The sequence below is a fragment of the Pseudomonas spartinae genome (assembly GCF_965197125.1).
Lineage (GTDB): Bacteria > Pseudomonadota > Gammaproteobacteria > Pseudomonadales > Pseudomonadaceae > Aquipseudomonas > Aquipseudomonas composti_A.
In genome coordinates this window covers 27,063-46,002 of the sequence record NZ_CBDAMB010000012.1, presented here as the reverse complement: position 1 = coordinate 46,002, position 18,940 = coordinate 27,063, and the positions used below count along the sequence as shown (strand labels likewise).

15 protein-coding genes are annotated in these 18,940 nt (G+C 65.2%); 4 read left to right on the top strand and 11 right to left on the bottom strand.

Annotated features, from left to right (window positions below; translation table 11 throughout):
• Positions 1 to 8 precede the first annotated feature (8 nt).
• Positions 9 to 1,157, bottom strand: a complete 1,149-nt coding sequence (locus ACN8M7_RS21605; RefSeq protein WP_490262141.1) for an amine dehydrogenase large subunit — start codon at positions 1,155 to 1,157, stop codon at positions 9 to 11.
• Positions 1,158 to 1,479: 322 nt separating this feature from the next.
• Here ACN8M7_RS21605 and ACN8M7_RS21600 point away from each other — a divergent pair, with 322 nt between their 5' ends.
• Entirely contained in the window at positions 1,480 to 2,805 is a 1,326-nt protein-coding gene (locus ACN8M7_RS21600) for an alginate export family protein (RefSeq protein WP_490262140.1), read from the top strand.
• Positions 2,806 to 2,932: 127 nt separating this feature from the next.
• Positions 2,933 to 3,409, top strand: a complete 477-nt coding sequence (locus ACN8M7_RS21595) for a MarR family winged helix-turn-helix transcriptional regulator (RefSeq protein WP_061240767.1) — start codon at positions 2,933 to 2,935, stop codon at positions 3,407 to 3,409.
• An 11-nt stretch (positions 3,410 to 3,420) separates the two neighbouring features.
• On the opposite strand, the gene feaR is transcribed toward ACN8M7_RS21595, so the two are convergent.
• The 10 genes from feaR to ACN8M7_RS21545 form a co-directional block, all read right to left on the bottom strand.
• Positions 3,421 to 4,371: a transcriptional regulator FeaR gene (gene feaR / locus ACN8M7_RS21590; RefSeq protein WP_490262139.1), complete on the bottom strand. Its 951-nt coding sequence runs from the start codon at positions 4,369 to 4,371 to the stop codon at positions 3,421 to 3,423.
• 268 nt (positions 4,372 to 4,639) lie between these two features.
• A complete protein-coding gene (locus tag ACN8M7_RS21585; RefSeq protein ID WP_490262138.1) occupies positions 4,640 to 6,127 on the bottom strand; it encodes an aldehyde dehydrogenase family protein in 1,488 nt (495 codons plus the stop codon).
• 183 nt (positions 6,128 to 6,310) lie between these two features.
• Positions 6,311 to 7,369, bottom strand: coding sequence for an extracellular solute-binding protein (locus ACN8M7_RS21580; RefSeq protein WP_490262137.1), 1,059 nt, complete (start codon positions 7,367 to 7,369; stop codon positions 6,311 to 6,313).
• Positions 7,370 to 7,504: 135 nt separating this feature from the next.
• Positions 7,505 to 9,061, bottom strand: coding sequence for a methyl-accepting chemotaxis protein (locus tag ACN8M7_RS21575; protein WP_490262136.1), 1,557 nt, complete (start codon positions 9,059 to 9,061; stop codon positions 7,505 to 7,507).
• Between the two features lie 55 nt (positions 9,062 to 9,116).
• A complete protein-coding gene (locus ACN8M7_RS21570; RefSeq protein WP_490262135.1) occupies positions 9,117 to 9,884 on the bottom strand; it encodes a class II aldolase/adducin family protein in 768 nt (255 codons plus the stop codon).
• Positions 9,885 to 9,961: 77 nt separating this feature from the next.
• Positions 9,962 to 10,903 (bottom strand): ketopantoate reductase family protein, encoded by a 942-nt coding sequence (locus tag ACN8M7_RS21565; protein ID WP_490262134.1) that lies wholly within the window; start codon positions 10,901 to 10,903, stop codon positions 9,962 to 9,964.
• Between the two features lie 55 nt (positions 10,904 to 10,958).
• Positions 10,959 to 11,750, bottom strand: a complete 792-nt coding sequence (locus tag ACN8M7_RS21560) for an ABC transporter ATP-binding protein (protein ID WP_490262133.1) — start codon at positions 11,748 to 11,750, stop codon at positions 10,959 to 10,961.
• Positions 11,750 to 13,549, bottom strand: coding sequence for a branched-chain amino acid ABC transporter ATP-binding protein/permease (locus ACN8M7_RS21555; protein ID WP_490262132.1), 1,800 nt, complete (start codon positions 13,547 to 13,549; stop codon positions 11,750 to 11,752). The genes ACN8M7_RS21560 and ACN8M7_RS21555 overlap by 1 nt, the downstream gene beginning before the upstream one ends.
• On the bottom strand, positions 13,546 to 14,583 hold the full coding sequence (locus ACN8M7_RS21550; protein ID WP_490262131.1) for a branched-chain amino acid ABC transporter permease: 1,038 nt from the start codon (positions 14,581 to 14,583) through the stop codon (positions 13,546 to 13,548). The genes ACN8M7_RS21555 and ACN8M7_RS21550 overlap by 4 nt, the downstream gene beginning before the upstream one ends.
• Before the next feature lie 151 nt (positions 14,584 to 14,734).
• Positions 14,735 to 15,886, bottom strand: coding sequence for an ABC transporter substrate-binding protein (locus ACN8M7_RS21545; RefSeq protein WP_061240776.1), 1,152 nt, complete (start codon positions 15,884 to 15,886; stop codon positions 14,735 to 14,737).
• Positions 15,887 to 16,617: 731 nt separating this feature from the next.
• Between ACN8M7_RS21545 and ACN8M7_RS21540 the strand changes: the two genes are divergently transcribed.
• Both ACN8M7_RS21540 and ACN8M7_RS21535 read left to right on the top strand, forming a co-directional pair.
• Positions 16,618 to 17,730 (top strand): amidase, encoded by a 1,113-nt coding sequence (locus ACN8M7_RS21540; protein WP_490262130.1) that lies wholly within the window; start codon positions 16,618 to 16,620, stop codon positions 17,728 to 17,730.
• Positions 17,731 to 17,753: 23 nt separating this feature from the next.
• The gene (locus ACN8M7_RS21535) at positions 17,754 to 18,926 is read left to right on the top strand and encodes an acyl-CoA dehydrogenase family protein (RefSeq protein ID WP_490262129.1); all 1,173 of its coding nucleotides are present in this window, start codon (positions 17,754 to 17,756) and stop codon (positions 18,924 to 18,926) included.
• Positions 18,927 to 18,940 lie beyond the last annotated feature (14 nt).

Genomic DNA, 18,940 nt, shown 5'->3' with positions numbered 1-18,940 from the left:
GCACCTCGTCAGTGGCTGAGGACGTAAATCGCGGTCTTGGCGATTTTTTCCACGGTACCGTTGTGCTTGCCGCTGGTCAGGTCGAAGACCTCCAGGCCGCCGATGACGTTGGCGCCGAGCAGCAGCGGCTTGTCGTCGGTGGTGGCGCGCAGGCTCCAGATCGGCGCGGGAGCTTCCAGGGTACCGATGTGCTTGTGTGTCTTGAGGTCGAAGACCCAGATCACCGGGCTAGGGTCTTCCCACTTCAGCGGTTCGTGTGCGTCGTGCATCAGCACATAGAGGCGATTGAGCTTCGGCGCAACGGCAATCGACTGCCAGCCGCCCGGCGCCCAGCCAGCCTTCTTGTCGGCGGCGTCGGTCACCAGCTCCCAGGCGGGAATGATCTTCGGCTTGTCGCCGGAGAAGTCCACGCCGCGAACGGTGCCGGTGGTGCTGACGAAGTAGTAGGTGTCGCCTACCGCGTAGGCACGCTCTACCAGCTTCTCGGCGTTGGGGTCGAAGAAGGCAGTGTGGCTACGGGCGACCTCCTTGCCGGAGTCGTCGATGGTCACTACCTGCAGATTGCCGTCGCCGCACAGCGAGGCGAAGCGGCGCTTGCCGACCGGGTAGTTGAGTACGCAGCCGGGAATCGAGATCTCGCTGACCACCTTCTTGGCCTGCGTGTCGACCACCGTGACCGAGGTGGACGGGGTGAAGTTGTAGATGTAGACGAAGCGGTCGTCCGCGCTGGTGCCCAGGGCATGCGGCTCCGGCAGCATGACCCCGCGCTTGCTCGGGATCACCACTTCCCAGTCTGGCGACAGGGTGCTGGTGTTCCAGGCTGTGAGCACGTCGGTGCGGGTACCGCGTACGCCGCGCGAGTAGTAGAGGTCGGCGGTGTACAGGTGCTTGCCGTCACGGCCCAGGGTCGACGGCGCGGCAAAACCGGTGCTGATCATGCCGAGCATGCGCTTGCTCTCGGGATCGACCACGGTGATGCGGCCGGTCACCAGGTTCTCGAACTCGGCGTCGATGATGTAGGCACGGTGCGGCGATGGCGGGAAGGGCAGGGTTTCCTGGCCGATGGTGTCATTGGGTAGATCGGCGTGGGCGCTGAGCCCAGCCAGGGACAGAGCTAGCGCAAGGGCTGTCTGCCGGATGATCCAGGGGGTTCGCATGGAGTTCTCCTTGTTCTTGGGCATGCAAGGCATTGCCCTCGGAGGTTGTAGCGGTCGGGCCAGGCGGGTGCTGAACATACGGGCTTTCTCCGGGAGCAGGTGATGGGGAATGGGCATCACAACGATCCTAAAAACGCTGCCTGGTGACTTGTAAGCGCCTGCACGAAACTTGTATTTGCCTGCCAGTCTCCAGCCCTCTGGCGCTCCATGGCGCGATCTGGCAGGCATCGGCAAATGAATGGCAGGCAGATGAAAGTTCGCGCGGGGGCATTGGACATAGCGTCGAGTCTCGCCAACTCCACTCACGACACTGGGGATCGCTATGCGCAAATTGCCAACGTTTCATCTATCCACTCTTGCCTTGCTGATCGGGACCGCGTTGCCGGCCGCTGCAGTCGAACTCTATGCCGATGACGACACACGCCTGCAGGGCAATCTCGAAGCCGCATTCGGCATTTTCCACAGCGGTGAGAACTACGCGGCCAGTGGCCGCCTGCAGGAAGGCAGCTCGTCCTGGCGAGAGGGCTACGTCAAATATGGTCTGAGCCTGGATCAGGGGCTGGGCAGCATGGGCAGTGGCTATGGCGCCTTCTCCCTGCTCAGCTCGGCGACCTGGGGCGACGGTGACGCGGCGGGCTTCTCCGATGGCTCCGAGCGCACCACGAAAATCGAGGACGCCTACCTCGGCTGGCGCTCGGGCAATCTCTTCGAGGCACTCGGCGAGGACGGCGTGGATGTCTCGTTCGGCCGGCAGAACGTCATGGTCGGCGACGGCTTCCTGATCAACGGTGATGCGCTGAACATCGGCAAGGGCCTGGCCGATGGTGAGTTCAACCGTGGCGGTGCCTACTACCTGGCCGCGCGCAAGGCGTTCGACCAGACCGCCGTGCTGCGTCTGGGCGGGCAGCAGGGCTGGCGCGGCGACCTGATGTGGTTGAAGTCAGACAACCGCGCGCAGGCCAAGACCGAACTCTACGTCGGAACCCTGGAGCACGTGGCCGATGCCGGTACGGTTGGCCTCACCTACATCCGTACCCGCGATGTCGACGAAAACTACGCTTCGCCCACACAGCTTCAGCGCAAGGGCATGGAGACCTACAGCCTGCGTGCAGCGGGTAATGCCGGCGTGGAAAACCTGTCGCTGTCCGGCGAGTACGCGCGGCAGGATCGTGACCAGGGGCCTGACGAAAACGCCTGGTACCTGGAGGCCGGCTGGACCTTCGCCGATGTCGCCTGGTCGCCGACCTTGACCTACCGCTACAGCCGTTTCTCGGAAGGCTTCGACCCGCTGTTCTACGGCTTTAGCCGAGGCTTCGGCACCTGGTTCCAGGGCGAGGTGGCGGGTAACTACGCCGGCCCGTTCAACTCCAACAGCCGTGTGCATCATGTCGGGGTGCGGGCCACGCCACTGGAAAATCTCAGCATCGGTGCGCTTTGGTTCGATTTCGATACGCTCGATCGTGATCGGGGCGATTTCTCCGGTCGCGAGTTCAATCTCTATGCCGAGCTGGGGCTGACCGAAAATCTGGTGGTGATGCCGGTGGTGGGCCTGTATCAGCCGAAGAAAAGCGCTGACGAGGGCGGTGCCCAGTTAGGCAACAACGACCGTAATCTGTACAGCCAGTTGGTCGTTGCCTTCCACTTCTGACGCCTGAAACAGCTGCCTCGCCAGAGCCTCTGGCGAGGCGCTACGGCCCGTGAGGCGCTCTGTCACGGTGCAACGAATACTGGAATTATCTATTATCCCGGCTTGTTCCCATCGCAGCGGTCAGTCCATGAAGGTGCCGAAGAAACGTCGCAATCGCTATAACCCGATTAGCGAAGAGTTCCACAAGGAAGAGTTCCCGTTCTATTGGCTGGTGCGTGTTCATGCTCGCTATTCGATGAGCATGGAGCGGTTGTTGAAGAAGGTCGATCTCGACATTCCTCGCTGGCGTGTTCTCAACATCCTTTACGAAACCCAGGATGCCAGCATCTCGGAGATTTCCGAGTTCGCCGTGGCCAAGCTGTCGACCATCACCAAGATCGTCTACCGGATGAAGGACGATGGTCTGGTCGATACCCGCCAGAGCGATGTCGACGGTCGCGTGACCCAGGTCTCCATCACGGAAAAGGGCCGTCAGGCCTATTTCTCCATGCACGAAGTCACCGCCGAACTGTTCCAAGCTGGTTTCAAGGGCATGACCGAGGCGCAGATCCGCAAGCTCAATCAGACCTTGGCTGCCATGTTCGACAACCTTTCCGAGATCTGACTCGCGTCGAGTCAGCCGTGCAGGTGCGCCTGGCCTGCCAGTTGGCGGCTCAGGGCGGCGGCCCGGTAAGCCCGCGGTGACATGCCGTAGCAGTGCTTGAACACGCGGGAGAAATGCGCCGAGTCGGTGAAGCCCCATTTGTAGGCGATGGTGGTGATCGGTAACGCCTGGTTGCCGGTATCGGCCAGCTCCCTGGCGCTGCGCTCCAGACGCTGGCGCTGGATATAGCGGCAGATACTGTCACCGTCGATCTCGAACTGACGGTACAGCTTGCGCACCGACACGTTCAGTTTTGCTGCCAGCTCGGTCGGTGTCGGCGCATTGGGCAGCGACTCGCTGATGATCTTCTCCGCCAGACGGCGCAGCGGTCGGCCCGGTTCGAGCAACTGTTCGTCGTGGAAGGCGGGGGGCAGCAGGGCGATCAAGGCGTTCTGCAGTGCAGAGCCGTAGTGGTTCTGGGGCGCCGAGCCGAGCTCGCCGTTGGCGATCTGCTGCAGAATGCCCTGTAGCAGGTGCCCGGTCGGGCTTTCCTTCTCCAGCTTGCCGAAGCGCCGCGCCGCCACCGGCAGCAGCGGGTCGACCATGTCCCGGCACAGGTGCACGGAAAGCTGGCGAATCAGGCCCTGCGGCTTCATCTCGAAGGCCTGCGCCGAATCGAGCAGGGCCATGTCGCCGGGGTAGAGCATGAACTCGCGATCACCCTGGTCGATGGCCATCATTCCTTCGCGCTGCATCACCAGGAAGTAGTAGCGATCATCGGCGCGGGCACTGTTGCCACGCTGGCGATTGATGGCCATGGCGTTGGTGCTGATGTCGGCAATCTCCAGGCCGCCCAGGTCGATGCGCTCGATCTCGCCGATGAAAGACGCGTCATGCCAGGACGGACGGGTTTCGAAACGTCCGCAAACGCTGTGAACGTTGTGGTTCCAGCGTTCGAAATCACGGGATGTATGCACGCTCATGGGGCAGCCTCGCTTTATTCTTGGTGTTTTGGTGCGCTGTTTGTGTCGTTTCTGCACACTTGACAAATAACGTGAATGTTCAAGCATTTTTTGAGCCAGAAATTGCCAGGCGATGTCGATTTGAGATCGACGGGCGATTGGCTTCGGGCAGGTGAGTGCCTGCGCCTGTAGTGGGCCGCGGGCAGTGTTCGGAGGGGCTGTGGGGGAGGCCGCAGGGGGCAGAGGAGGGTGGGCCGCTGCCTGTGGCAGGCGGCCCGTTTGTAACTTTTTAGTAGCGGATCATCACCGACTTCAGCTCGGTGTAGTCGTCGATGAAGGCGCTGCCGAATTCGCGCCCGGTACCCGAGGCCTTGATACCGCCGAAGGGCACCGAGGGATCGAGGAAGGTGTGCATGTTGACGTACACCGTGCCGGCCTCGATCTGTGGGATCAGGCGCAGTGCGCGGGACAGGTCGTTGGTCCAGATGCTGGCGGTGAGGCCGAAAGGCGAATCGTTGATCAGCCCTGGCAGCTCTTCTACTTCGTCATAAGGCAGCACGCAGAGAATCGGGCCGAAGGTTTCCTCGTGCAGCAGGCGGTCCTGCGGGCCGTTGGCCAGCACCACGGTCGGCTCGACGAAGTAGCCGGCGCGGGCCAGAGGCTTGCCGCCGCACACCACCTTGCTCTGCTCGCGGGCCAGTTGCAGGAACTGCGCGACCTTGTCGAACTGCGGCTTGTTGGCCAGCGGGCCGAAGTTGACGCTTTCATCCAGCGGTGAACCGATGTTCATGCCCTGCAGTGCTGCGGTGAATTTGGCCAGGGTCTCGTCGAGGCGCGAGCGGTGCACGTAGATGCGCTCCGGTGCGGCGCAGACCTGGCCCTGGTGCACGTAGCCGGTCTGGATCAGGCCGGCCACCGCACCGTCGATATCGGCATCCGGCAGCAGCGCGGCGGCGTTCTTGCCGCCCAGCTCCAGGGTCACGCGCGTGAGGTTGGCGGCCATGGCGCTCTGGCCGACCTTGAGGCCGGTGGGCACCGACCCGGTGAAGGACACCTTGGCCACGTGAGGATGTTCGATCAGGCGGGCGCCGACCTCGCCGGTGCCGTTGAGCACGTTGAATACACCCGCCGGCACGCCGGCCTCGATCGCCAGCTCGGCCAGGCGCAGCAGGGTCAACGGGGTGAACTCGCTGGGTTTGAGCACCAGGGTGCAGCCGGTAGCCAGGGCGGCGGCGATCTTCCACACGCCGATCATCACCGAGAAGTTCCACGGCACGATACCGGCCACCACGCCGACCGGCTCGCGGCGGGTGAAGGCGGTGTACTGTTCGCCGGCCATGGAGGGGAACGACGGGCTCATGGTTTCGCCGTTGATCTTGGTCGTCCAGCCGGCGTAGTAGCGCAGGAAGATGGCGCTCTGGCCGACTTCGAACATGCGCGAGAGGTGGATGGATTTGCCCGAGCACAGGGTTTCCAGCTGCGCCAGTTCCTCGCCGTTGGCTTCCATCAGGTCGGCCAGGCGGTTGAGGACCACGCCGCGCTGATAAGGCGAAGTCTGTGCCCACTCGCCCTTGAAGCTGCGCCGGGCGGCCGCGACGGCCGACTCGACCTCGTCGGCGGTGGCGCAGGTGATCTGTGCGATCACTTCGCCGTTGGCCGGGTTGACGATGGGAACGTGCCGGCTGGAGGTGCCCGCGCGGTACTGGCCGTCGATGAAATGGGCATGGCTGCGCTGGAGGAACTCGCGCACCTGGGGCAGTAACTGGATTTCGCTCATGAAGCACTCCGGAGTTGAGGCGGCCCGAGGTTCTGTGCCTCTGTGGCCGGCTGGGGCATGCGGGCAGCAACGGGCCCGGGCCGAGGGTATCTGGGCGCTATTCATAGCAGCGCCCGCGAGGGTGGAATTGAACGTGAGGGACAGCTTCTTGTAGATGCCTGCCAACCTGGCGCCGGGGATGGATCAGTGGCGTGCGGCCTTGATCCGCTCCCAGGCGCTGTCGAGTACCTGCTTGCGGCGAGGCGGCAGGCCTTCCAGCAGGTAGCTGCGGCGCCGTTGCTCGGCGCTCAGCACCTGGGCCGGGTGTGCGGCGACGAAGGCCTGCATGCTGGGCGAGTCGCTGGGCAGGGGCGCGTAGAAACGGGTGGCGCTGGCGTTACGAATGGCCACGGGTGGATCGATGAGAAAGTCGATCAGGCGATAGGCGAGGTCCGGATGGGCGGCGTGGGTCGGTATCGCGAGGGTATCGATGGTGATGGCCGCTCCCTCGTCGGGAATCTGATAGAGCAACTTCGGGTTGCCCTCCATGGCGCGCAATGCATGGCCGCTCCAGGCCATGGCCAGGCACAGTCGGCCGGCGATCAACTCGTCGACGAACGCCCAGTTGTCCAGGCTGTGCAGCAGTGGCGCGACCTGTTCGAGGCCTTGCAACTGGCGGGTGATCTGCCGGTCGCTGCTGGCCGCCAGGCGCCGGCCACGGTAATTGAGTAGCAGCGAGCCGGTTTCCTCGGCGGCATCCAGCAGGCCCAGACCGCAACCGCTGAGTTGCGCTGCCTGTTGTGGGTCGAACAGCAGGCTCCAGCTGTTGGGCAATAGGCCGCTGTAATGCGCCTGGGCCAGCTGCGGATCGACCACCAGGCCGATGGAACCCCACAGATAAGGCACCACGTGACGGTTGGCGGCGGGGATGCCGGCCAGGGTCGACAGCAGCCATGGGTCGAGGCTGGAATAGTGGCGCAGCCGGCTTGTATCCAATGGCGCCAGGCGGCCCTCGGCGATCAATTGTTCGAGCATGAAATGGCTGGGCATCACCAGGTCATAATCGGTACCGGCAGCCAGTGCCTCGAGCAGTTCGTCGGAGGTGGTGAAACCCTGGTAGTCGACGCTGATACCGGTCTGCGCCCGGAAGTCCTCGAGCACCTGTGGGTCGATGTAGTCCTTCCAGCCATAGACGCGCAGCACTTCCTCGGCATGGGCGGTGGTGCTGGCGAGCAGGAGCAGCAGAACGAGTAGCCGCTTCATCGGAGGGCCTCCTGGCTGGGCGAGTGGAGCGAGAGGCGCCGGCATGGAGCGACGCCTTTGTGTGTCATTCAATCGCCCGTTGCCGGCTGTGGCTTGATCCTGGCGGCCAAGTTGTTGTACCTGGCTGCCAGGTTCTCAACCCTTGAGGAAGCGCTGCGCCAGTCCCAACTGTGATTCGGCCAACTGGTGCAGTGCCTGGCTGATTGCGCTGGTGCGTCCAGCCTGCTGGCTGGTGCGCTCGGTGAAGCCGGCGATCTCGGTGATCTGCTGGTTGATCTGCTCGGCGACCTGGCCCTGCTGCTCGATGGCGGCGGCCATCTGCAGGCTCATGCCGCTGATCTGCGCGACCTCGGCGCAGATGCGCGTCAACGCCTGGCGCGCCTGTTCGGCATCGCTGCTGGCACGCAGGGCCGCCTGTTCGCCGCGTTGTGCGGTGGCCAGGGCCGTGCCGCTGTCCTGACGCAGGCTTTCCAGTGAGCGCTGGATTTCGTGGGTCGACTCTCGGGTGCGTGAGGCGAGGCTGCGCACCTCGTCGGCGACCACCGCGAAGCCGCGGCCGGACTCGCCGGCGCGGGCGGCTTCGATGGCCGCGTTGAGGGCCAGCAGGTTGGTCTGCTCGGCGATGCTCTGGATCACCGTGGCCACGCCGCCGATGGACTCGATGGCCGCCGCCAGGCTGCCAACCGCCTGGCCTATCTCGCTCACCGAGTGACGCATGGTCTGCGCCGAATGCTGGCTGTCATCGGACAGGCGCTCGCCATTGCGTGCCAGCTGATCGGCGTTCTGCGCCGCCTGCGCGGTGTGCTGCAGGTTGCGCGACAGTTCCTGGATGGTGGCGCTCATCTGGTTGATCGCGGCGGCGGTCTGCTCGGTCTCGCGTACCTGGCGATCCAGCTGCTCGACCGAGTGCTCCACCACGTCGGCCGAGGTCTGTGCCTGCTGGCGCAACACCACGCTGTTGATGCAGATGCGCGACATCACCGTGCTCATGCGTGCGCGCTGGCTGTCCAGGGCCATGGCCAGCAGGCTGGTCGGGCCGGGGTGCCGGGCGTGCAGCGGGGTCAGCAACGGGTCGCTGTAGGCCTGCATGTGCTGGGCGAGCAGGGCGCGGCTCAACTGACGCTGACGCAGTGCCGGTTGCAGCCCGGCAAGGCCCAGCGCCAGCAGCAGCGGCGCCCCCAGCGCCAGGGGCAGATAGCCCTGCACAGTGGCCAGCGCCAGGCCCAGGCCGAGCGCCAGTTGCAGGCCATGCCCCAGCAGCAGTTCGCCAAGGCGTTGCAGCGCACTCCACGGCGCCTGGCCGCGCGCCAGGCGCGCATAGAGGCGTTCGGCCTGGCGCACTTGCGCCGGCTCGATGGGTTGGTAGACGGTACCCAGCGCTGCCAGTTTGCCGTCGTCGAACAGCGGCACCACGTAGAGGCTGCGCCACTGCGCGTCGCCCTGCTTGCGACGGATCATCACCGGCGCCGTCCACGGCACACCGGCGTGCAGCGCCTGCCACATGCTGGCGATCACCGCAGCCGGCATGTGCGGATGGTTGAGCAGTTGGTGTGGCTTGCCGAGCAGTTCGTGTTCGGCGTAGCCACTCATGTCCAGGTAGGCGGCGTTGCAGGTAAGCAGAACGCCTTGCGGATCGAGCCGGGAAATCGGCGGCTCCTGGAAACCTGATGGGGTGTTGCTGGCAGTTTGCATGGCACGACTCCTCGGCTGTAACCCGTTGCGGCCTGCCCTGGGGCAAGCCGTCCGATTACCAGTGCATGGCCCGCTCGGCGCGCATCTTGCGCACCATGGCGGCATAGAACTGGGTGGCGAAACCGCTCTCGCGAATCAGCATCGCGGTGAGGTCGGCGCACTTGGCGGCAACGCCGTCTTCCAACGGGTTGTCCTCGCCGCCCAGGGCACCGGCGGCGCACTGGTTCTCGGCGGCGCGCTGCACCGTCCAGAGCAGGAAGAAGGTCTTTTCGATGCTGCTCTCGCCGACCGCGATGCCGTGGTTGCGCAGCACCAGCACATGCTTGTCGCCCAGGCTTTCGATCATCCGCGCCTTCTCGTCATCGAACAGGGTGATGCCCTCGAAGCGGTGGTAGCCGATACGGCCATACAGCTGGGCGCCGTAGAAGTCGTCGTGGGTGAAGCCGCGTTTCTTCTGCACCACGGCGGAGATCGGTGTGGTGTGGGTGTGGATCACGCACTGGATGTCGTCGCGTGCGCCGTGCACGGCACTGTGCAGGGCGAAGCCGGCGGGGTTGCCGTCGTAGGGCGAGGGCTCGAGCTTCTTGCCGTGCAGATCGACCTTGAGCAGGTTGCCCGGGGTGACCTCGCTGTAGTTCAGGCCGAAGGGGTTGACCAGGTAATGGTGCGCGGGGCCAGGCAGGCGCGCGGAAATATGGTTGAAGATGGTCTCGGTCCAGCCGAACCAGTCCACCAGGTGATAGCAGTAGGCGAGCTTGACGCGCAGGGCCCATTCTTCGTCGCTGCAATGGGCGGGCTTGCTGAAATCGGTCATGGCGTTCATGGCGAAGTCTCCTATCAAGGTGCGGGGGAGAGGGCCTGCCCGGACGCACTGCGAAAGCGCGCCAGGGCGAGGATGTCTCAGGTGGTGGGCATGCTCAGGCCCTGGTAGCCGGCCAGTTCGACCACCGCGTCGCCGATCGCGGCGATCTCCAGCGGCCGGCCCTGTTCGTAGTCCTGCAGCATCGAGGTGCGCACCGCGCCCATGCCGGCGCCCAGCTCCATGAAGGTCTGCGGGTCGAAGGCGATGCGCGCGCCATAGGCCGCGGCGGTGAGCAGGGTTTCCTGGAGGATCTTGCCGGCCACCGTCTTCAGCTCGGCCTGGCCATAGAGCTGCTCCAGGGTCGCGCCGGTGACCACCGACAGCGGGTTGGAGCTGAGGTTGGCGATGATCTTGGTCCACAGCTGGTCGCGGATGCGTTCGGTGGCGCGGGCCTCGATGCCGGCGGCGGCGATCAGTGCGCGCACCCGCTCCAGGCGCTCGCTCATCTGCCCGTCCGGCTCGCCGAAGATCATCAGGTGCGGATTGTTCGAGCGCACCACGCCGGGGGCGCTGGTTTCGGCGGTGATGAACACCACGCAACCGAGCACGTGGCGCAGGTCGAGGCTGGCGCTGAGCGCGCCGCCTGGGTCGACCGCCTCGACGCGGCGACCGGCGAAGCGCCCTTCGAGGCCGTGGAAATACCACCAGGGCACGCCATTGATCAACGGCACCACCACGGTCTCGGAGCCGATCAGCGGTTGCAGTTCGGGGAGCAGGCCGGCCAGGGCGGGAGCCTTGGTGCAGATGAACAGCAGGTCCTGTTCGCCAAGCTCGCGGCAGTCATCGCTGGCGCTGACGGGCACGCGATGCTCGCCGTCCAGGTCAGTCAACTGGATGCCGTTTTCGCACAGCGCGGTGAGCGTTTGGCCGCGCGCCAGCAGGCTGACCGGCTGGCCGCTTGTGACCAGGCGCGCGGCGAGGGTGCAGCCGATGGCGCCGGCACCGGCGATGCAGACGCGTAGTGGCTTGGAGTCGGGCATGGATGTGATTCCTTGCGAAGCTGAAGACGGCGCCCGTCAGGCGGGCGCCGTGGGTTCAGGTGGCGAGCATTTCCTGATGCTTGCTGGCCAGGCCGAGGTAGGCCTCGATCACCCGTGGGTCATCGGCCAGCTGCGCGGCCGGGCCCTGCATGGCGATCTGTCCGGTTTCCAGCACGTAGGCGTAGTCCGCCACGCGCAGGGCGGCGCGGGCGTTCTGCTCCACCAGCAGGATCGACACGCCCTGCTGGCGCAGGGTGGTGATGATGCGGAAGATCTCGCGGGTGATCAGCGGCGCCAGGCCCAGGCTCGGCTCGTCGAGCATCAGCAGCTTGGGCTTGGCCATCAGCGCGCGACCGACGGCGAGCATCTGCCGTTCGCCACCGGAGAGGGTGGCGGCCAGTTGCTCGCGGCGCTCCCACAGGCGCGGGAACAGCTCATAGACTTCCTTGAGCGTCTGGCCGTGGTCACGGTGGCCGCTGCGGTGGCGCTGGAAGGAGCCGAGCAGCAGGTTGTCGGCCACCGTCATGCTGCTGAACAGCTCGCGCTTCTCCGGTACCAGGCCGAGGCCGCGGCCGACCATTACCTCGACCTCCGGCACGGCTTCCAGGCTGCCATCGAAGGCGACCCGGCCACGCGAGCCGAGCACGCCCATGATGGCCGAGAGCAGGGTGGTCTTGCCGGCGCCGTTGGGGCCGATCACGGTGACGATCTGGCCCTGGCCGACGCGCAGGCTGGCGTTGGACAAGGCCTCGACCTTGCCGTAGGCGACGCACAGGTCGCTGACCTCCAGCACCGGGTTGCTCACCTGGTTCTGCGTGCGCTGCAGGTTGTGCATGGGCATGTTCATCACTCCGCTCCTCCGAGATAGGCTTCCAGCACCGCCGGATCCTTCTGCACCTCGGCCGGCAGGCCGAAGGCGATGCGCTGGCCGAACTCCATCACCACCACGCGATCGACCAGGCCCATGACGAAGTCCATGTCGTGCTCGACCAGCAGGATCGCCATGCCTTCGCTGCGCAGGCGGCTGAGCAACTGGCCGAGGGCTTCCTTCTCCTTGTGGCGCAGGCCGGCGGCCGGCTCGTCGAGCAGCAGCAGGCAGGGGTTGGCGCACAGCGCGCGGGCGATTTCGAGAATGCGTTGCTGGCCCAGCGCCAGGCTGCCGGCCTCCAGGTACAGGGCGTCACCGAGGCCGACCCGTTCCAGCTGGCGCCGCGCCTCGCCGAGCAGGCGCGCCTCCTCGGCGCGATCCAGGCGCAGGGCAGCGGCGAGCACGCCCTTGCTGCCGCGCAGGTGGGCGCCGAGGGCGACGTTCTCCAGTACGCTCATCTCCGGCAGCAGCTTGACGTGCTGGAAGGTGCGGCTCATGCCCATGCGTGCGATGCGCCGTGAGGGGATGCCGTTGATGCGCTGGCCGCGGAACAGCACCTCGCCGGAGGTGGGTGTATCGACGCCGGAAAGCTGGTTGAACAGGGTGCTCTTGCCGGCGCCGTTGGGGCCGATCAGGGCGAGGATCTCGCCAGCGTGCACCTCGAGGTTCATCGCGTCGTTGGCCACCAGGCCGCCGAAGCAACGGGTCACGTCGCGCGCTTGCAGCAGTACTTCGCCGGCGGCCGGCGCTTCACGCTGTGGCAGCGCGCTGGCCGCGTCGATGGGCAGTGTGGCGCGGCGCGGCTTCCAGCTGTCCGGCAGCAGACGGGTCAGTAGGGGCCACAGGCCACCGGGCGCGCGCTGCATCAGCAGCACGATGGCGATGCCGAAGACGATCACCTCGTAGTTGCCGGTATTGCCCAGCAGTTGCGGCAGCAGATCCTGTAGCCACTGCTTGAGCATGGTCAGCACGCCGGCACCGAGCAGGGCGCCCCAGACGCTGGCAACCCCACCGATCAGCGCCATGAACAGGTACTCGATGCCCATGTGCAGGCCGAACGGCGTCGGGTTCACGAAGCGCTGGGTATGCGCGTAGAGCCAACCGGAGAGGGCGGCGAACAGCGCCGAGATGAGGAAGATCACCATTTTGGCGCGGAAGGTGTTCACGCCCATCGACTCGGCCATCAGCTGGCCGCCCTTGAGCGCGCGGATGGCCCGGCCCTCACGCGAGTCGAGGAGGTTCTGGGTCAGCAGCATGGCGCACAGCAGGATGGCCCAGATCAGGTAATAGATCTTCTCGCCCTTGTCCAAGGCCCAGCCGAACAGGGAGATGCTCGGCAGGCCGCTGACGCCGGTGTGGCCGCCGAGCGACTCCAGGGTGCCGAACAGGTAGTACAGCGACAGGCCCCAGGCGATGGTGCCCAGCGGCAGGTAATGGCCGGACAGCTTCAGCGTCAGCGCGCCGAGTACCAGCGCCACGAAGGCGGTCAGGGCCAGGCCGACCAGCAGGGTCAGCCAGGGCGAGGCGCTGGCCCAGGCCAGCCAGGTTGGCAGGTCTTGCACGGTGGTCAGGTAGGCACTGGTGTAGGCGCCGAGGCCGACGAAGGCGGCCTGGCCGAAGCTGGTCATGCCGCCGACGCCGGTGAGCAGCACCAGGCCGAGCACTACCAGGGTGTACAGGCCGATGTAGTTGAGCAAGGTGACGTAGTAGGGCGGCAGTACCGCTGGCGCCACGGCTAGCGCGGCGACCAGGGCGAGGATCAGGTAGCGCGGTTTCATTCATCGTCCTCCACATGACGGCTGGTGAGGGAGCGCCAGAGCAGGAAGGGGATGATCAGGGTGAAGACGATGATCTCCTTGTAGGTGCTGGCCCAGAACATCGAGAAGGCTTCGATCAGGCCCACGGCGAGCGCGCCCAGGGCCGCCACCGGGTAACTGACCAGGCCGCCGATGATGGCGCCGACGAAGCCCTTGAGGCTGATGACGAAGCCGGAGTCGAAGTACAGGGTGGTGATGGGCGCGATGAGAATGCCCGACAGCGCGCCGATGAACGTGGCCAGGGCGAAGGTGGCCTTGCCCGCCAGGGTCGGCGAGATGCCCATCAGGCGTGCACCCATGCGGTTCACCGCGGTGGCGCGCAGGGCCTTGCCGTACAGGCTGCGTTCGAAGAACAGGAACAGGCCGATGATCAACGCCAGGGACACGGCGATGACCCACAGGGTCTGGCTGTTGAACGTCACCGGGCCGAGCGTCAGGCCGGCTTCGGAGAACGGCTCGGTACGCGCGCCTTCGGGGCCGAACAGCAGCAGGGCGATACCGACCATGGCCACGTGCACGGCGATGGAGACGATCAGTAGCACCAGGGCGCTGGCCGAGGCCAGCGGCTGGAACACCAGGCGGTAGAGCTGCGGGCCGAGCGGCACCACCAGCGCCAGGGTGAGCAGGGCCTGCAATGCCATGGGCAGCTCTGCCAGCGGCAGATAGCGAATCAGGCCGAGCATGGCCAGGGCGTAGGCGAGCTTGAGCGCGATGCGTTTCGGGAAGCGCAGGTGATGGCTGGTGCGAATGGCGTCATACAGATCCATGGCGCAGTCGGCCAGGGTCAGGGCCAGCAGCAGCCAGACCAGTGCGGTGGGGTGGCCGGCCTGGATGGCGGCCATGGTCAGCGCACCGTAGGTGACGAACTCACCCAGCGGGATCAGCAGGATGCGCGTCACGGTGAAGACCAGCAGGATCGACAACGCCAGCAGCGCATAGATGGCGCCGTTGGTGATGCCGTCCTGGCCGAGCAGCAGGGCAATCTGGAAATTCATGTCGGAAACTCTTTTGCGGTATGGGCGTGCGGGTTGGTGCGGCCCGGGCGTAGGGTGGATGACGCTTTTCTCATCCCCCTTGCCGCTACCGGGCCAGGCTCCATCCGGTGGACAGAAAACACTGTCCACCCTGCGGGGCTGGACTCCGCGATCAGTCGCGCTTGAGCAGCGTCCAGGTGCCGTTCTTCACCTGGATCAACTCACGGCCACGTTCGTCGAAGCCGCTGTGATCCTCGGGGCTCATGTTGTAGACGCCCTGGGTGGCGGCGAACTCGTGGGTCGCCTCCAGTGCGTCACGCAGTGCCGCGCGGAACTCGGGCGTGCCGGGCTCGGCCTTGGCGGCGGCCGCCGGAATCGCCTGTTGCAGCAGCAGCCCGGCGTCATAGGTATTGGCGCCGAAGGTGGCCGGCTTGCTGCCGTTTAGCTTCTCGTAGGCGGCCACGTATTCGCCTGCGATGGCCTTGGACGGATGGCTGTCAGGCATCTCATCGAGCACCAGCATCAGGCTGGCAGCGAGGATGGTGCCTTCGACCTTCTTGCCGCCGAGGCGCAGGAAGTCCGGCAGGGCCGCGCCGTGGGTCTGGTACATCTGGCCACGGTAGCCCTGGTCGAACAGGGTGGTCTGCGGCAGTACCGCCGAGCTGCCCGGTGCCGCCACCAGCACGGCATCAGGGCGCGAGGCGAGAATCTTCAGGCTCTGCCCGGTGACCGAGGTGTCCTGGCGCTGGAAGCGCTCGTTGGCAAGCACCTTGATGCCGTGTTCGGCCGCCAGGGCGCTCATCACCTTCGACCAGTTCTCGCCGTAGGGATCGGCGGTGCCGATCAGGCCCAGGGTCTTCACGCCACGGGCGTCCATGTCCTCGACCAGGGCCTTGGCGATCAGGTCGTCGTTCTGCGTGGTCTTGAACACCCACTTCTTCTGCTCGGTCATCGGCACCACCACGGCGGCGGTACCGACCGGCGCCAGCAGCGGCACGCCGGCCTCGGCGACGAACTGGATCACGCCCATGGCGTTGGGCGAACCGCTTGGGCCGATGATGGCGTCGACGTTTTCCTCGCTGATCAGCTTCTTCAGCGCCTTGACGGTGGCGGTGGGGTCGCTGCCGTCATCCAGGGCGATGTACTTCACCTGTTGGTCGCCGGCCTGGGTGGGCAGCAGCGGTACGGAGTTCTTCTGCGGTAGCCCGACCAGTGCAATGGGGCCGGTAGAGGAGGTGATGACACCGACCTTTACCTCGGCCTGTGCGAAGGACGCGCAGACCGCGCTGAGAAGGAGGGTGGACACAGCTCGTTTGAAGTGCATGACGTACTCCGAGGGGTTGCAAGGCTATTGGAGAGACAGAGCCAGTCGGCGTGCGCATCGAGGCGCGATGCACGAATGGTGTGTCGTCTTCTTTTTGTTCTGGCGCCTTGTGGGCGCTGCCGGTGGTTGTCCCGTCCGACACGGGCTGAATTGCACCTCCCGTGCCAGAACGCCGTGCACCGCGCTGTTGCAAGACGTCCAGCCGCCGTGTTCGAGAGGGTTGCGAGTGGGCTGGCGAAGCGCTTGTCAGCCACGTTCGAGGAGGCGCCTGTTGATCGGCTCATGGCCGATGTCATCAGGGCTGACGGCACTTTTCGATTGCCTGAAATGGGTCGTTTCTTAGCGTTTTTTTATCTAAAAAATGATCATTTTCTGCTTTGAAAATGGCGTCATTTGAGGTGCATTTTTTGTGCGATTATCGGCCGTTAAAGTGAGCTTGTCAGATGGCCTGAAAATGCGAGTGCGTGATGATAGTGTTTCTCATGTTAGTGCTAAGTGGTTGATTTTAATGGATTAAAGTACTGATTTTGCGTGAATGTTACAGGGTTTTAGTGTTACCGAACTGCACGGGAATGGTGCTCGAGGTAGCGAAAATGCACCGAATCTACACACTCTTTTTTGGGTGATAATTCAATTGACAATTCACGTAATTCTTCCGATTCTGGATTTACGTGAATCGCGGCTCGTCCTGCGGTTCTGTCGATCAACCGGAACAGCAATGGGTGAAGCAGATGGCGATAGTGGTCGAGAAGCTGACGCTCGGTGAGCATGGCCCCCGTGTGATGGTGAAAGACACCATCGATGTGGCTGGCCATCCCACTCGTGCTTCCAGCCGCGCCCTTGAACATGCGCCGGACGCCGAGTGTCATGCCGAGGTGGTTGAGACGCTGCTGGCAGCCGGCTGTCAGCTGATTGGCAAGACCAGCCTGCACGAGCTGGCCTTCGGCACTACCGGGCTCAATGCCTGGACGGGCACGGCCGAGAACCCGCGCTACCCCGGACGCATTCCCGGTGGTTCCTCCAGTGGTTCGGCCGCTGCCGTGGCTGCCGGTCTGTGCGACTTCTCCCTGGGCACCGACACCGGTGGTTCGGTGCGTATTCCCGCTGCCTGCTGCGGTGTGTTCGGCCTCAAGCCCACCTTCGGCCGTATCAGTCGCGCCGGGGTGATGCCGGCGCAGACATCGCTCGATTGCGTTGGCCCCTTCGCGGCCAGCATCGAGATGCTGATCAGCGCGATGAAGGCCATCGACCCGACCTTCAAGGCGCTGCCGGACGTAACCGGCATCCGCATCGGCGTGGTGCCGGTGCAGGCTCATGCCGAGGTGCAAGCTGCTCTCGATGCCGTGCTCGAGGCGGCGGATTTCGCACAGTGCGAGATGCCGCTGCCCGGCATGCAGGTGGCCTACGACGCTGGCCTGGCGGTGATCAACCGCGAGACCTGGAATGCCTGCGGGCACCTGGTGGAAACCGGCCTGGTGGGCGCCGATGTTGCCGGCCGGCTGCTGGCCGCACGCGAGACCCGCGACGACGCTCTGGCTGACGCCGAACGCTGCCGCGCCGCCTTCACCGCCGAGGTGGACGCCGCCCTGGCGCAGTGCCCGATTCTCGCCCTGCCGACCATGCCGGATTACCCGGCGCGCGTCGCAGACGCGGCCGATACCCGCGCGGCCATCGGCATGACCGCTTTCGTACGCCCTTTCAACCTGACTGGCCACCCGGCATTGAGCATCCCTTTCGAGGGGGCCTCGAAGTTGCCGGTAGGACTACAACTGATCGCCGCCAAGGGCGCTGACGAACTGCTTCTGGCAGTCGCCCGCGAGCTGCTGCGGCGCCTCGAACAATAACCGTGCCCATCCTGGAGAAGCCCATGTCTTCCCTAAGCCAGCTGGATCACCAGCGCCTTGCCCCGATTACCGCGAATGAAGCCTTTCAGGCGCTGCTGACCGATATCCGCGAGCGCGCTCGGCGCGAGGAGTTCGATAAGCAGCGCTACATCTCCCATGACGTCATCGCGCGTTTCAAGGAGCTTGGCGTCTACCGTGCCCTGGTGCCCACGCGCTTCGGCGGCGAGCAGCGCAGCCCCATGGAATTCTGCGAGATGGTGGAGGATGTCTCCGCCGCTGACGGTTCCGCCGGCTGGGTCGCCAGCTTCGGCATGAACCCGGTGTACCTGGCGGCCCTGCCCCTTGAGACGCTGGACAAGGTGTACGCCAACGGCCCGGATGTGGTGTTCGCCGCCGGCATCTTCCCGCCGCAACCGGCCGAGACCATCGACGGTGGCTTCAAGGTCAGCGGCCGCTGGAAGTTCTCCAGTGGCTGCATGGGCGCCGACCTGATCGGCGTCGGCATCAGCCCCAAGACTGGCGAAACCCTGTCGCTGCCGCGCCTGGCCGTGATGCCACGGGAAAAGGTCGGCATCGAGGACACCTGGGATGTGGTCGGCCTGGTCGGAACCGGCAGCCATGACCTAGTACTCGACGGCGTCGAAGTGCCGGAGGAGTGGACCTTCGTCCGGGGTGGCCCGGCCAACCTCGACGAGCCGCTGTTCCGCTATCCGTCACTGTCTTTCGCTACCCAGGTGCTGTCCGTGGTCGGCCTCGGTGTTGCCCGCGCCGCGCTGGATTATCTGGCTGATATGGCCAGTGGTCGCTTCTCCGTTACCGGCGCGCCGGCCCTGGCTGACCGCCCGCTGGCGCAGATGCAGGTGGCCAAGGCCGAAGCCGAGCTGCGCGCTGCCCGCGCCTGGTTCTACGACGCCATGGAAAACGCCTGGGCCAGCGTGCTCGCCGGCGATGTGGTGAGCGTCGAGCAGACCAACCTGCTGCGCCTGTCCTCCACCCATGCTGCTCGTGTGTCGGCTGAGGTGGCGCGCACCGCGCAGATGCTCTCGGGCATGACCGGCGTCTACCGCCACAGCCCGCTGGCGCGCTTCGTCAACGACGCCCAGGTGGTTACCCAGCATGCCTTCATGGGCGACATGACCTACCAGAACGCCGGCGCGATCTTCTTCGGCAACAAGCCGATGCCTGGCTACCTGTAATCGACAACTAACGA